This is a genomic window from Arthrobacter sp. N199823 (assembly GCF_002929705.1).
In the GTDB taxonomy this organism is placed as follows: domain Bacteria; phylum Actinomycetota; class Actinomycetes; order Actinomycetales; family Micrococcaceae; genus Specibacter.
The window spans coordinates 45950-60851 of record NZ_PJIN01000006.1 but is presented as its reverse complement, the minus strand read 5'-3'; the positions used below and the strand labels follow the sequence as shown (position 1 = coordinate 60851).

Sequence of the window (14902 nt, the reverse complement as noted above, 5' to 3'; positions counted from 1 at the left end):
CGGTTCAGCCCGTTGCGCCCGCTCAGCGGTTCAGCCCGGAAAGTTGGAGCCCAACGTGGCTAAAACACCGTGCGCCTTGGCCTGAATCTCATCCCATTCCGCAGCGTCTTCGGAGTCTGCCGTGATGGCGCCGCCGATCCCCAGCGAAAGGTGCGTGCCGCCGTCGGCCGTGTCTTGGAGGACTAAGGTGCGGATCACCACCGATAGATCGGTGGCCGCATTGAGCGAGAAGTAGCCAATAGCGCCCGCATAAATTCCACGCGGGCCGGCTTCGAGATGGTCCAGGATGGCCATGGTGCTAATTTTCGGGGCACCCGTCATGGACCCAGCGGGGAAGGCGGCGGCCACGGCCTGCGCGCGCGAATTGCCCGGTGCCAGCTGCGCCTCGATGGTGCTGACCATTTGATGCACCGTAGCGTAACTTTCTATGGCGCACAGCCGCGGCACGCTCAGTGAATTCGGCAGGGCGAAGCGTGAGAGGTCATTGCGGAGCAGGTCCACGATCATCACATTTTCCGCCCGATCCTTGAGTGACGTGAGCAGATCGGTCTTGAGCGCGGTGTCAGTAGCCGGGTCGGCGTCGCGGCGGCGGGTGCCCTTGATCGGCTCGGCACGCATCAGCCCGTCCGAGTCAATGCGCAGGAAACGCTCAGGGGACGTGCTGGCAACGCTCAGTCCGCCCAGCCGCAGGAACGCCGCAAACGGAGCCGGGTTGCGCGTCCGCAGGGCCCTATACGTGATCCAGGGATCCCGCCGGTTGGGCGTCTGCGCGTCGAGGGAGGTGGTCAGGCAGACCTCGTAGGAATTCCCGTCGTGGATCTGGGCCTGCGCCGCCGCGATCATGTCCTTGTAGCGGCGCTCGCCGTCCCGTGCAGTGAAGACCGGGGCTTGAATGCGCGGAGCTTGATGACTCAGTGCTTGAGTGCTCAGGGCTTTATTGCCTGGGGTCGGAATGTTCGACGGCGTGGGGCCGGGTTCGCTGCTTGGGTTGGCGGTGGCGGTGGCGGTGGCGGTGGCTGTGGCGGTGGCTGTGGCGGTGGCTGTGCCCGCAAGCGCGGAAGCGTGTGCGGCTCGTGCCTCGGCAAGGAAATCCTGCGCTTCCCGATGCGATTCCAGGTGGTGGACGTCCGTCAACGTCAGCACGTAGAGGCAGTTGTCGCGGTGGTCCAGAACCAAGGCACGGCCAGCAAAGAGCAGAGCGGCATCCGGAACACCAGGTGTGCTGTTGCTCCTAGGGCGGGAGCGGTGTTCCGGCGTTGGTGAACCGCCCGTTTCAGCTTTGAGTTCGTACCCCAAATAACCCAGCCAGCCAAGGGTGAAATCGCCCGGGTAGTCTTCGGGAGCGCGGACTGCTTTGCGGCCCCAGACCGAATCCAACCAGTGGAAAAAGGGTCCACGGATGCGGGTGGTGACTTGGCCGCAAGACACTGTTGTTAGACCGGCCTCGTGGAGAGAAAGCTGGCCAAAGTGGCCGCGGTTATCGGCCATGATGGAGAATCGTGAGCGGTCAGCCGCGATGCTCGATGCGGCGTCAGATCCGGTTCCGATTCTAGTTCCGGATCCGGCGTCTGCTGCTGTCGCTGCCGCACCGGTTGCGGTTCGCCCTTCAGCAATGGAGCTGTCCAGCCACACTGCGTGCGTGGAGGTGCCGTAGAGGGCATGGAAGAGCTCGGCCGCAGCCGGTAATCCCTCGAGACGGGTGGCGGAAAATTCCAGTCCGCGGCGCCGGGCCAGCTCCGGGGTCAACACATTTTCCATGGCAGGAAGTTGGGTCAGGGCGTCCAGCACCAGTCTCGGAGCGTTGGCCACTCCGTGGGTCCCGTCAACAACAATGTCCGCCAGTTCTGGTACGCGGCTGCCTTCCAGTAGGCGTTCCTCCTGATCGGCCCACAGGTCCCAGAACGGCGCATACGTGTCGCCATCACGCTCAAGGGCACGTTCTTTCCTGTTTTGGCTTGGCGCATCCACCCAAATAGTGGCGTCCAAGAACGCCCCCGCGCCGCCGTGTGAGGAGCCCACACCCTCGACGATCACCACCGGGGCCAACTCAGTGGTGCGGGCGGCGCCGTCGTGCTCTGCCGCCCAATCCCACTGCGTCCATGTGGCGGGCAAACCCAAACTGAGGGGCGCCAAGACCGTTTCTATGTAGCGTGCCACGCCACCCGCCAGGCCGTCCCAGCCCGGGTAGATGTCCTCGAGGTGGAACAGTGAGACGCTGCGGTGGCGGCGCAAGAGCGCTGCCAATTCCACGGCAACAGTGGTTTTTCCGGCGCCGGAACGTCCGTCGACGGCAATGATCACGGGCCTAGCCACGGGCGTGCGCCACAATGCCAGGGAGGGCTGCCTCAATCAGATCCCAGCTCACGGCAAAGTCCTTGGCATTGCCGTACCAGGGATCGTAGATACCTTGTTGGGCGGGTTCGAGCTGGGCCACCGCCGGGTCAAAGGAACGTAACATGCGCACCTTCTGCGCGGTCGCGGTGTTTGGGGCCAGGGCGCGCAGATCCTCGTAATGATCAATGTCCAACGCCAGAATGAGATCCCGCTCGGCAAACCACTCCGGATTGAAGGTGCGTGCGGTGTGGCCGGTGGCTTCGATACCGTGGCGAGCCAGCTCGGCGAAGGCTCGGGGATCCATGGGATTCCCTATCTCCCAAGCGGAAGTTCCCGCGGAGTCCACCTCAACGTTGAGGCCCGCTTCCGCGGCGGCGTTCGCCACCATGAATTCAGCCATGGGGGAGCGGCAGATATTGCCGGTGCAAACAGTAGTGATCCGGTAGGGCGTGGTCATTCAATCAGTCTATCGGCGCCCTGATGCGGCACGCGCTTGCCGTGGAGATGCGCAGCTTGCGCGGGCCAGCACTGATCAACAAGAACTACTAAACGAGCACCAGCAAGATGCCCACAGCAATGAACAGCAGGCCGAAGATCCGGTTTAAAATCAGCTGCCCGCGCTCGCTGGCCGTCAGATGCTTGAGTTGCTTGGCGCCGGCGGCAAAGATGAACCACATGACGATGATGTCAATGACCACCACGGTGGCAGTCAGGATGACGTACTGCGGCAGGAGAGGTTCGCTGGGCCGGATGAACTGAGGCATGAACGCCAGGAAGAAAACGATCGCCTTCGGGTTCAGAAGATTGACCCACAGGCCTCGACGGAACATGGAGAAGCCGGATTCGACGGCGGCAGGTGCGGCATCGTCGTGGACCTTCTCGGCCTTGGCCAGCAGTTTTCGGACACCCAAATACACCAGATATGCCGCGCCAACATAGCGAATCAGCATGAACAAGACCGGTGAATTGGAGACGATGATCCCCACGCCCGCCGCCACGATGATCACGTGGATGATCAGCGCCAACTGCTGGCCCATGATGCCCCAAATGGAGCGGCGGAATCCTGCTGTCAGCGCATTGGACATGGTATTGATGGCGCCCGCGCCCGGGGTCAGGGAGATCATGGCGCCGGCGCCTACAAGGGCCAGCCAAAGGGAGAATTGCACCCGCTTAGCTTACGTGTCATGGACAGTGAGTCCGTCCACCTGCGGCTATCGAACTGGGTATGACAGATTCGACGGCGAGTACCCGCCGTCGAGGGTCCTCCCAGAAGCGGCAACTAGGATGAAGCAAATGAGCGCTCCAACAAAACGATTAGGTCTCAACCGCCGCCATTTTCTCCAATTGTCCACCTTGGGCCTCGGCGTGGGAACGATGGCCACGTTGGCGGGGTGCGGCGGCACGGCAGGACGGGAGCCACTGGACACCGTGGGCAAGGTTGATTTCCGCAACCCGCTGCATGTCCCGCCGCTGGCGAAGTCGAAGCTCACGGACGGGCAGCGCGTCTTTGACCTCGTGACCCAAGCCGGCCAATCGGAGATCGTCGCCGGTGGAAAAGCTGACACCTGGGGCGTCAACGGCGCTTTTCTGGGGCCCACGCTGAGAGTGCGCCGCGGCGAGCAGATCCTCCTCAATGTGAGCAACGAACTAGACGAAGCCACTAGCCTGCACTGGCACGGCGTGCGCCTGCCCGCCGCGGCCGACGGCGGTCCGCACCAAATGGTTGAACCCGGTAAGACATGGGCCCCCTCCTGGACTATTGACCAGACAGCGGCGACCCTCTGGTACCACCCGCATCCACACGGGCAGACGGAACGGCACCTGTACAAGGGGATCGGTGGGATGTTCATCATCGACGACGACGAAGAGGGCGCCCTAGATCTGCCCCGTAACTATGGCGTGGACGATATCCCCGTCATTGTTCAGGACAAGACGTTCTCCGAAAAGGGCCAGATCGTTGAAACCGGGCGGAGCGGGGTCGGCATGCTGGGCAGCACAGTGCTGGTCAACGGCACGGCAGCGCCAATGTTGGATGTGGTGGCGCAGCACACGCGGCTGCGGCTGCTGAACGCGTCGAGCGCTCGCAGTTACAACTTTGGCTTCTCCGATGACCGTAAATTCACCATGATCGCTAGCGACGGCGGCCTCCTAGGGGCACCCGTGGCGCTGAGCCGGATCATGCTCACCCCGGGTGAGCGTGCCGAAATCATCGTTGCGGTTCTCCCCGGTGAAACTGTAACGCTGCGCTCTTTTGCCCAGGACCTGGGTGTGGCCGAATCCCGCACGGCCGACGCCGGTGCGCAAGACTTGCTGGACATTCTCCAACTAAAGGCTGCCGCCACCCTGAGCCCAGCAACTCCGATCCCTGCACAGCTTGCCTCAATGGATTATCCGGATCCGGCCCTTGCCGGGGCCATGCGCATGTTCCAGCTCGGCGACAACGTCATCAATAACAAATCCATGGACATGGACAGGATTGACCTCTCGGTCAAGGCCGGGGCAACGGAAGCCTGGGCTGTGCTCAATGCCCACAATCAGCCGCACAACTTCCACATCCATGATGTCCAATTCCAGATTCTTACCCTGAATGAGCAGCCGCCTCCGCCGGAACTCGCGGGCTGGAAGGACACCGTTTATGCGCCGCCCGGTGTGACCATCCGGTTGCTCATGAAATTCGGTAAGGACGCCGACCCCATGATGCCCTACATGTACCACTGCCACCTGTTGTGGCATGAGGACATGGGCATGATGGGACAATTCCTCGTGGTGGACGCCTAGCCTGCTTGACTGTCCGGAACAGAGAAGCCTTTCACTTCACCCTCAGGGCGAAGTGCCCGTTCCATGCCGCGATCAGGTACCAGCCAAAGCGCTGCCACGATTGCGTAAGCGAGGAGACCGAACGCTGGGGCAATGAACGTCAGGGCGCAACCAGCAATGTAAATGACGGGGGAGATGCGCGCCTTGCGATTCTTCCCCAGTGCGGTTGCGAGCGGTCCGCTTGGCCCTTGCTGGCGGACAAAGCCGGCTTGGAGGATAGCGTAGGCGATCGCAGCCAGCATCAAATTGATGCCGTACATAAAGACCGGAACCATGGCGAATCCTGAATCGTCCATCCATCGGGTCATGAAAGGCACCAGAGATAGCCAGAACAGCAGGTGCAGATTGGCCCACAGAATGCCGCCGGTGACCCTATCGGCGAGCTTGATCATGTGGTGATGGTTGTTCCAGTAAATACCCACATAAATGAAGCTCAACAGATAGCTCAAAAGAGTGGGATAGATGCTTGCTAGCCCCGCCCAGTCTGCGGTTTCTGGCGTTTTGAACTCAAGCACCATGATGGTGATGATGATCGCCAGAACACCGTCGCTGAGTGCTTCGAGCCGGTTCTTTTCCACCGGGGTACCTCCAATGTGTGGTTTGGATTGCGTGGCGTGGAACGTTCCTGCAGGACCCTGTGGCTGACACATGACGCGACTATTAAGCCGCGGTTCTATTTAGGCCCGGGCGATGATTTCCCCGTTGGGCATCAGGAACCAGCCGTCTTCACTGGCACCCCACGCCCGCCAGCCTGCGGCGATTCGCTCAAGAGATTCAGTATTGGCCAGTCCATAAGCCACGGCTTGCTCTGCAAACGCTGAACCCACCGTTCTGTCCGCCCAGACCCCGGCAAGCCACGCTCGCTGTTCAACAGTTGCGTAGAGCCAATTGGCGCTGGAGGGTGCCACGTTGCTCAGACCAGCGGCCAGCGCCCAACTCAGCAGCCGCCTCCCCGCGTCTGGCTCCGCCTGATTGTGCCGCGCTACCTGCTGATACAACTCCATCCACTCATCAAGTTCGGGCAGTTCCGGATACCAGGACATGCCATGAAAATCAGCGTCCCGCACGGCCACAATGCCGCCCGGTTTCGCCACGCGCCGCATTTCCACAAGCGCCGCCACCGGATCCGTCAGGTGTTGCAGAACCTGGTGGGCGTGGACCACATCGAAGCTGTCATCTGAAAACTCGAGGGCGTAGACATCGCCGGTGTCAAAGTTCAAATTGCTCAGATGTTGCTCCCGAGCCAACGCGGTGGCGGCCGCAACTACCTCCGGAGAACGGTCAAGGCCCACTACGGCTCCGGGTGCTACGAGCCGGGCAAAATCGGCCGTGATGGTGCCGGGGCCTGAACCCACATCCAGCACGCTGCGCCCGTGGGTGAGGTGCGGGATCAAGTACGCCGCGGAGTTTCCTGCCGTTCGAGACGCGTGCGATCGCAGCACGCTTTCGTGGTGGCCGTGGGTGTAAATATCTCCAGATACTGGTAACTCGTTCATATCTGGAGCGTACGCCTAGAGGTGAAAGTGGCGCGAGAGCTTCCAGAATGTGGCCGGTTGAGCGACTGGACGATGTTTAGCCGCTAGGACGGTACTTAGCTGCCAAGACGGTAGCTACAAAGGGGCTTCCGTTGCTAACTACCGTCCAGATAGTGAGCGAGGTCCCAAAACCCGGCCATCCGGCGTCGTACTTGTTCGCCTAAAGTGAAAGTTGAGTCAAGTACGCTCAACTTCATTTGACATGGAAACGAGTCTGAGTAAAGTTGAGTGCAGAACGCTCAATACCGCTGGTTGAGCGAACCGCCACCCTGGCGGACAAGTTCACGCAGCGGCTCATGAAAGGAACCACTTATGTCACGTGCCGTAGGTATTGACCTCGGAACCACCAACTCTGTTGTATCCGTCTTGGAAGGTGGCGAGCCCACCGTTATTGCCAACGCTGAAGGCGGCCGCACCACCCCCTCAGTTGTTGCCTTCTCCAAGGCTGGCGAAGTTCTGGTTGGCGAAATCGCCAAGCGCCAGGCCGTCAACAACATCGACCGCACCATCGCTTCGGTCAAGCGCCACATGGGCACCGACTGGACCGTCGCCATTGACGACAAGAAGTACACGGCGCAGGAAATCTCCGCTCGTACCTTGATGAAGCTCAAGAACGACGCCGAAGCTTACCTGGGCGAAAAGGTCACCGACGCTGTTATCACCGTCCCGGCCTACTTCAATGACGCTGAGCGTCAGGCCACGAAGGAAGCCGGCGAAATCGCAGGCTTGAACGTGCTGCGTATTGTCAACGAGCCCACTGCTGCTGCTTTGGCTTACGGCCTGGAAAAGGGCAAGGAAGACGAGCTCATTCTGGTATTCGACCTCGGTGGCGGAACGTTCGACGTTTCCCTGCTCGAAGTTGGCAAGGATGAAGACGACTTCTCCACCATCCAGGTTCGCGCAACCTACGGTGACAACCGCCTCGGCGGCGACGACTGGGATCAGCGCATTGTTGACTTCCTGCTGAACCAGCTCAAGGTCAAGGGCATCGACCTGTCCAAGGACAAGATCGCACTGCAGCGTCTGAAGGAAGCTGCTGAGCAGGCCAAGAAGGAACTCTCCTCGGCTTCCTCCACCAGCGTTTCCCTCCAGTACCTCTCCGTTACTGCTGACGGCCCGGTTCACTTGGACGAGCAGCTGACTCGCGCCAAGTTCCAGGAACTGACCAGCGACCTGCTCGAGCGCACCAAGAAGCCGTTCAACGACGTCATCAAGGAAGCCAACATCAAGGTTTCTGACATCGATCACATCGTGCTCGTCGGTGGCTCCACCCGTATGCCTGCTGTTTCCGAGCTCGTCAAGGAACTCGCTGGCGGCAAGGAGCCCAACAAGGGTGTCAACCCGGATGAGGTTGTGGCCGTTGGCGCCGCACTGCAGGCCGGCGTTTTGAAGGGTGAGCGCAAGGACGTTCTGCTCATCGACGTCACCCCGCTGTCCTTGGGCATTGAGACCAAGGGTGGAGTGATGACCCACCTGATCGAGCGCAACACGGCTATCCCCACCAAGCGTTCCGAGACCTTCACCACCGCCGATGACAACCAGCCCTCGGTTGCCATCCAGGTCTTCCAGGGTGAGCGTCAGTTCACTCGCGACAACAAGCCGCTGGGCACGTTCGAGCTGACCGGTATTGCTCCGGCTCCGCGCGGCGTCCCGCAGGTTGAGGTCACCTTCGACATCGATGCCAACGGTATTGTGCACGTTTCCGCTAAGGACAAGGGCACCGGCGTCGAGCAGTCCATGACCATCACGGGCGGCTCCTCGCTGTCCAAGGATGACATTGAGCGCATGGTTCGCGAAGCTGAAGAGCACGCAGCCGAGGACAAGGAACGCCGCGAGGCAGCAGATCTGCGTAACTCCGCAGAGCAGCTGCACTACTCGGTGGACAAGGTTCTGGCCGACAACGATGACAAGCTCTCCGACGAGATCAAGAACCCCGTCAAGGAAGATGTCACCGCGCTGAAGACAGCCCTTGCAGGCGACGACGACGCAGCCGTCAAGACCGCGTTTGAGAAGCTGCAGGCTTCACAGTCCTCACTGGGCGAGGCAATCTACGCCGCAGCTGCTGCTGAGGGTGCCACGGCCGACGCCGGTGCTTCCGAAGGTGCCGCATCCTCCGATGGTGCTCCTGAAGAGGACATCGTTGACGCCGAGATCATCGACGAAGACGCAGACGAGAAGAAGTAAGCATGTCTGAGTCCGTAAACCCCGAAGAGATCCCGGAGAACGATCCCGCTGCGGCTGACGCAGCCGATAGCGCAGCTGCTGCTGAAGGCGACGCGCTCTCTCAGGCCGAAGAGATCCTCAACGGTGTTGAGGTTCCGGCCGAAGAAGCCGTGGCTCAAGGTTCCGCCACTGACGAGGCCGCCGAGTTGAAGAATGACCTTCTTCGCTTGCAGGCCGAGTACGTCAACTACCGTAAGCGCGTTGAACGTGACCGCGCAGTTGCTGGGCAGATGGCCGTCATTGGCGTCCTGAACGCCTTGCTTCCGGTCCTGGATGGCATCGATGCTGGGCGTGCCCACGGCGATATCGTCGACGGACCGTTCGCGGCGATTTCTACCAAGCTGGAAACGGCACTGGCCACTTATGGCTTGGAGAAGATCGACGCCGTTGACGTCGCCTTCGATCCGACCATTCACGAGGCGCTGATTCAGCAGCCTTCGGCCGACGTTGAGATTGACACTGTCAGCCAGGTGCTGCGCAATGGTTACAAGTCCGGCGAGCGTATTCTGCGCGCCGCACAGGTAATTGTGGCAGTACCGGAGTAGTCCCCAGTTCCTCCCAGAGCTCGCAAGCTCGCTCTGGGACCCTCGGAACTGTGGGCCCAAGCCGGTGGTGCTGACCCAGATCAAGTTTCTGGGTCAGCACCACCGGCCCACAGCATTAACCCACAAACTTTAGAAAGGAGACGTCTTGGCAAGTCAGGACTGGGCAGAAAAAGACTTCTACAAGATTCTTGGGGTATCCAAGGATGCTTCCGAAGCCGATATCAAAAAGGCCTACCGAAAGCTGGCCCGCAAGTACCACCCGGATACAAATTCGGGGGACCCGCAGGCGGAAAAGACCTTCAAGGACGTCTCCGAAGCGTATTCCGTGCTCTCCAGCAAGGATGATCGCGAGCAATATGACGCCATCCGCGCCATGGGCGGCGGAGCCCGCTTCAGCGCAGGCGGCGCTGGCCAGGGCGGTGGCGGCTTTGAAGACGTCTTCGGTGACCTCTTCGGCGGCGGCCGCGGCGCACCACGTGGCGGATCCCGCGGGAACCCCGGCTTTGGCAACTCTGGTCTGCCCCCGGAATTCGCTGACTTGTTCGGCGGTGGCGGCGGATTTGGCGGCTTCCAACCCACACCCACCAAGGGTGGCGACCGGACAGCCAGCACGTCCATTTCCTTTGGTGGTTCCATCAACGGAACCAAGATCGGCCTGCGCGAACCCAACGGCGAAGTCATTGATGTGCGCATCCCCGCGGGCATCAAGGACGGCCAGAAGGTCCGGGTCAAGGGCAAGGGCCAGAGCGGTGCTGCCGGCCCCGGCGACTTGATGGTCACTGTCAACGTTAAACCCCACGAATTCTTCATTCGTGACGGCAACAACATCCGCATCCACGTGCCAGTGAGCTTCCCGGAAGCTGCCCTGGGCGCCGATATTAGCGTCCCCACGTTGACCGGTGAAACGGTCCGCGTCCGCGTGCCTGCCGGCACACCTTCGGGTCGTACCCTGCGGGTCAAGGGTGCCGGCGTGAAGTCCAATAAGGGCGACGGCGATCTGCTCGTCACGATCGATGTGGCCGTTCCGCAAAAGCTCAGCAAGGAAGCCGAAGAGGCAGTGCGTGCCTTCGCGGCAGCCACTGCCGACGGTGATCCCCGCGCAGCACTAGCGGATAAAGCCAAGCTGTAGTCCCCGCACCGGGGACTCGTACCGCCCCTGACGCTCCCACTGCTCGCAAGCTCGCACCGGGCCCCTCGCGTCAGTGGGCCCACGCAGCGGGGACCGCGTCAGTGTCCCCCCGCAGCGGGGACCGCGGCGCCCAGCAAGCGCTCCGGGGACTCGTACCGGCCCTCGGGTCAGTGGCCACCGCAGCGGGGCCCTCGCGCTTGTGGCCCCAGGCCGGGGCCGGAAACGCACCAGCCACTTCCATGGAAAGGGAATTGCAATGATTATTGACCCGTACTCCCCGATCTTTGTGATTTCCGTGGCGGCAGAATTAGCCGATATGCATCCGCAGACCCTGCGCCAGTACGACCGGTTGGGGATCGTCAAGCCCAACCGGGCACCTGGCCGGGCCCGGCGCTACTCCCAACATGATGTCAGCATGCTCCGCGAGGTCCAGCGGCTTTCGCAGGAGGGCGTATCCCTTGAGGGTATTCGGCGCATCATGGAACTGCAGAACCAAGTTGATGCCCTGCGTTCAAAGGTGGTGGAACTGAGCGAAGCGCTCGAGGCCGTCACAGCTGAGATGGAATCGCGTCCGCCGCGTTCCAACAGCAGGGTGTTTGCCGCAGGGTTGCTGGGTGGGGACATCGTGGCTCTTGCCCGTGGCCAGCGTCCACGCCCGCGCAGCAACCAATCCATGGTGGTGTGGAGTCCGCGGGCGCTTACTGACAAGAAAAACGGCAACACCCCTCGCTAGCCGAGAGCTCTTGCCAGCGGCGCGTTCATCGACGGCGCACTAATGAGGCGAGGGCCCCGAAATATCGGGGCCCTCGCCTCATTAGTGCAATGTGAGCTTATCTGCTGCCCACGGCGCTGCCGCTAGTCGCGGAACAAACCGGCCAGATCCGTGGCCGAAAGCGCCCCGCCTGAGAGTGAATCCCCGCTCATCACATCCGAGAACAGCTGGGATTTCTTGGCCTTGAGTGCCATGACCTTTTCCTCGATGGTGTCCTTGGCAACCAGCCGGTACACCATGACGTTCTTCTTCTGCCCAATGCGGTGAGTACGGTCCACGGCTTGCGCCTCGGACGCCGGGTTCCACCACGGATCCAAAATGAACACGTAGTCCGCTTCGGTCAGGTTCAAACCGAAACCACCAGCCTTGAGGCTAATGAGGAACAAGGGATCGTCACCGTTCTTGAATGCATCCACCACGGCGGACCTGTTCCGGGTGCCTCCATCCAGATATTGGAATGGGATGCCCTCGGCAATCAACCGCTCACGGACCTTGCCCAGGAACCCGGTGAACTGGCTAAAGATCAGCGCTCGGTGACCTTCCTTGACCACGTCCTCCAACTGCTCAAAGAGCACATCCAGCTTCGAGGAACGCACACCCGCCTGGCCTTCATCCACCAAGGACACGTCCAGGCTGAGCTGACGCAGCAGCGTCAGTGACTGGAAAATGGTGAAACGGTTCTTATTCACATCCTCCAACAGGCCCAGAATCTTGGCCCGCTCACGCTGCAAATGCGTCTGGTAAATCTTTTGGTGCCGCGGATTCAGCTCCACCTCAAGAATTTGTTCCTGCTTGGGAGGCAGGTCGGCAATGACCTGTTCCTTGGTGCGGCGCAGCATCAGCGGCTTAACCCGTGAACGCAGCTTAGCGAGCAGCTCGGAATCGGCATTCTTTTCAATGGGGCGCTGGTAGAACTCGGCAAAACGCTTGGGGCTGGGGAACAAGCCCGGCGCCACGATGGACAGCAGAGCCCACAACTCCATGAGGTTGTTTTCCATGGGCGTACCCGTGACGGCCAGCTTGAACGGAACCTTCAGCTTGCGCACACACTGGTACGCCTTGGACTGATGGTTCTTCACAAACTGGGCCTCATCCAGGATCAGACCCGCAAACGGCTGCATGGCATACTCCGGGAAATCAATGCGGAATAAGGCATAAGAGGTGATGACAATGTCAGCCCCGGCAAAGAAGTCTGCCGATACAAACCCGCTCTTGGCGAACGTTTCTGACACCGTAACAACCTTCAGATCCGGTGCAAACTTCACACTTTCACTGGCCCAGTTACCCACCACGGAGGTAGGAGCCACCACCAGGAACGGTGATTTGAGATCCGGGTCTTCGGCCTTGACCTGGCTGACCAAGGCCAGGGTCTGCACAGTCTTACCCAAACCCATGTCATCAGCCAGCACGCCGCCCAGCCCGAAGCTGTACAAGAAGTGCAACCAGTTGAAGCCATCCAGCTGGTACGGGCGCAGGGTTGCGTGCAAACCTGCAGGGGAGGGCAGTGGCTCGGGCGGACCGCCGTCGAGCAAGCCGGTGACAGTCTTGCGCCACGCCTGAGCCTGTTCATCCACAATGCCCAGTGTGGCCAGTTCGTCCCACAATCCAGCTTGGAAACGGCTGATGCGCAGCTGCCCGTCCTTGCTGTCATTGAGGCTGCGGGCTTCATCGATCAAGGCGCGCAGTTGGTGCAATTCTGGGCGATCCAAGGAGAAGTAGGCGCCGCTGGGCAACAGCATGCGCGTGTTTCCTGCGGCCAAGGCGGAGAACACGGCTGCGAAGGAGACATACTGACCCTCCAGCGTGATCACAATGCCCAGATCAAACCAGTCACGCTCATCGGTTGCCTTGGTGGAAATGGTGACAATGGGAGCCTCGGTAACCTCGCGGTAGCTGGCAATGTCACCGCTGGTCTCCACTTTAAGGCCGGGCAGTTCCTGCAACCGGGGCAGCACAGTCTCGGTGAAGGTGAGTGTGTCCAGACCGCTCAAGGACGCCGAACCGGCCAGTGACGGCTCGCCCCACGCGTGGTTGGCCGCCACGCCCATGGCCGTGATGTCCTCCCACGGCGTACCTACGAGGTCAATGATCCGAGCCTCGGCGCCAGTGTCCCGGACGGCGGTTTCGCCCAGTTCCGGCCACAACGGCAGGGATGTCACCCGAGTTCCAACGGGGTAGTGCCATTCCCAGTGCAGACGCACGGTGTGATCGCTGCCGTACGCCGCCAACAGTGACAAGGTGGGTTCCACATAGGCCGGCAGTTCCACCGAATGATCTGCCGAGACCACCGGCGCAGCCTGCTTGAGCTGCGGGTAAAACTGAGTCAGGAACTTGTCTCTAGCCTCAGCTGGAATGTGGACAGTGTCCTTGTGAAGGGCAAATTCCAGCAGCTGCGGGGAGGTCCCGGCAGGCAGCGGCGCCAGCGTTACCCCGCCCCGGACCACGGCGTTGCGGCCTTGGGAGCTGGAGGTAGCCAACGCCCCGGGATCTATTTGATCGGAAAAGAACAGGCCATAGACAGGGGAGCCGATCTGGCCCACGATCTCGGCGGTGACGGGAGCGCCGTCGAGCTCTATCAGCGGGCCAACCGCCAACGCACCGGATTCACCCTGCGTGATATCGAGCTGAAGAGTTGCGTCCTGACTGCTGACGTGAATGGGGTCCCCGGTGCCGGACTGGATCAGCGCAATGCCGCTCTTGTGCGCTGTTGCCAGGAGCTGCCACAGGTTCCGGCCGGCATAATCGTTGAGCGACAGCCAGGCGCCCGCATTGCCGTGATTGAACTGGCGCGGGCTGTGCGAGGACAAGAACTCGGTGAGCCATTCGAGCTGGGTGCGATCGTGGGCGCCGCCGTAGGAGAGGTAGCCCAAGGTGGCCCAGCTGACGCCGGTCTTGACCCATTTGCCGCGCGTTCCCATGACCACGGGGCGTACATTCAACACCGGCTGTGAGGGGACGGTGCTGCCACGGCCCCGGTAGGAAAAGCGTGGCGGGGGCACATGAAGTTCAAATTGCAGAGCCAGTGCGGGGGTGTCCGGGCTGGGGGCGGAGGCGGCCGGCGGCAGGAGCGCCGACAGGGCTGCTTCCCACGAGTCAACAGCAGGGGCATCGGGACCCGGCTCCGGAGCGGGGGCAGACTTGCTGTCCTTGGCCTTGGCCAACAGGGTTTCCAAGAAGGTGGGTTCCCGCGGCGCTTCCTCGGGGACAAAGAAGTCGGTGAAGGAGGGGTCGTTTTCGGCCGCGGCGATCAACGCCACCACGTGCTTACAGTTTTGCCGCACCGGGCAGTTGCAGATGCCCACACGGCAGGCGATGACGCCGTCGTGCTCGCGAACTAATTTGGCCGTGGCCCGGTAAACATCGGACCCTGCCACCTTGCCGGAGAGCAGGCCGGTGGCCGGTTCCAGCATGATGTCGCTGACCCGGTCTTCATCGGCGTAGGCTCGGCCAGCGGCAATGGAATTCTCGGTGAACTCGGCGACCCGCGTCATCAAACGTGAGCCAGCGGAGGAGTGCGTCACTGAACTGTGCCACCTGTCGGTTGGGA

Annotated in this window: 11 protein-coding genes; 5 read left to right on the top strand and 6 right to left on the bottom strand. The window is 61.3% G+C overall.

Translation table 11 applies throughout. From position 1 onward, the window contains the following. Positions 1-30 precede the first annotated feature (30 nt). The 3 genes from CXQ93_RS13865 to CXQ93_RS13855 all read right to left on the bottom strand — a co-directional run bounded on the left by CXQ93_RS13865 (position 31) and on the right by CXQ93_RS13855 (position 3500). On the bottom strand, positions 31-2313 hold the full coding sequence (locus CXQ93_RS13865) for a chorismate-binding protein (RefSeq protein WP_258069011.1): 2283 nt from the start codon (positions 2311-2313) through the stop codon (positions 31-33). After that, positions 2306-2791, bottom strand: coding sequence for a low molecular weight protein-tyrosine-phosphatase (locus CXQ93_RS13860; RefSeq protein ID WP_104111032.1), 486 nt, complete (start codon positions 2789-2791; stop codon positions 2306-2308). The genes CXQ93_RS13865 and CXQ93_RS13860 overlap by 8 nt, the downstream gene beginning before the upstream one ends. Positions 2792-2879: 88 nt before the next feature. After that, the gene (locus CXQ93_RS13855; RefSeq protein ID WP_104111031.1) at positions 2880-3500 is read right to left on the bottom strand and encodes a LysE family transporter; all 621 of its coding nucleotides are present in this window, start codon (positions 3498-3500) and stop codon (positions 2880-2882) included. A 127-nt stretch (positions 3501-3627) separates the two neighbouring features. On the opposite strand from CXQ93_RS13855, the gene CXQ93_RS13850 reads away from it, so the two are divergent. Further along, a complete protein-coding gene (locus CXQ93_RS13850; protein ID WP_104111030.1) occupies positions 3628-5112 on the top strand; it encodes a multicopper oxidase family protein in 1485 nt (494 codons plus the stop codon). Here CXQ93_RS13850 and CXQ93_RS13845 read toward each other — a convergent pair. Both CXQ93_RS13845 and CXQ93_RS13840 read right to left on the bottom strand, forming a co-directional pair. Continuing rightward, positions 5109-5801 carry a TMEM175 family protein gene (locus tag CXQ93_RS13845; RefSeq protein ID WP_258069010.1) on the bottom strand — a complete coding sequence of 231 codons (693 nt, stop codon included), beginning with the start codon at positions 5799-5801 and terminating at the stop codon, positions 5109-5111. The genes CXQ93_RS13850 and CXQ93_RS13845 overlap by 4 nt on opposite strands. Before the next feature lie 27 nt (positions 5802-5828). Next, complete coding sequence (locus tag CXQ93_RS13840) at positions 5829-6647, bottom strand: methyltransferase domain-containing protein (protein WP_104111028.1); 819 nt, start codon at positions 6645-6647, stop codon at positions 5829-5831. A gap of 351 nt (positions 6648-6998) precedes the next feature. On the opposite strand from CXQ93_RS13840, the gene dnaK reads away from it, so the two are divergent. The 4 genes from dnaK to CXQ93_RS13820 all read left to right on the top strand — a co-directional run bounded on the left by dnaK (position 6999) and on the right by CXQ93_RS13820 (position 11316). Beyond that, positions 6999-8870, top strand: a complete 1872-nt coding sequence (gene dnaK / locus CXQ93_RS13835; protein WP_104111027.1) for a molecular chaperone DnaK — start codon at positions 6999-7001, stop codon at positions 8868-8870. Positions 8871-8872: 2 nt separating this feature from the next. Continuing rightward, positions 8873-9454: a nucleotide exchange factor GrpE gene (locus tag CXQ93_RS13830; protein ID WP_104111026.1), complete on the top strand. Its 582-nt coding sequence runs from the start codon at positions 8873-8875 to the stop codon at positions 9452-9454. 145 nt (positions 9455-9599) lie between these two features. Continuing rightward, the gene (locus CXQ93_RS13825) at positions 9600-10583 is read left to right on the top strand and encodes a DnaJ C-terminal domain-containing protein (RefSeq protein WP_104111025.1); all 984 of its coding nucleotides are present in this window, start codon (positions 9600-9602) and stop codon (positions 10581-10583) included. Between the two features lie 256 nt (positions 10584-10839). Next, positions 10840-11316 carry a heat shock protein transcriptional repressor HspR gene (locus CXQ93_RS13820; RefSeq protein ID WP_104111024.1) on the top strand — a complete coding sequence of 159 codons (477 nt, stop codon included), beginning with the start codon at positions 10840-10842 and terminating at the stop codon, positions 11314-11316. Positions 11317-11438: 122 nt separating this feature from the next. Here the strand turns inward: CXQ93_RS13820 and CXQ93_RS13815 are convergent, their stop codons facing one another. Continuing rightward, on the bottom strand, positions 11439-14846 hold the full coding sequence (locus CXQ93_RS13815) for an SNF2-related protein (RefSeq protein WP_104111146.1): 3408 nt from the start codon (positions 14844-14846) through the stop codon (positions 11439-11441). Positions 14847-14902: the final 56 nt, after the last annotated feature.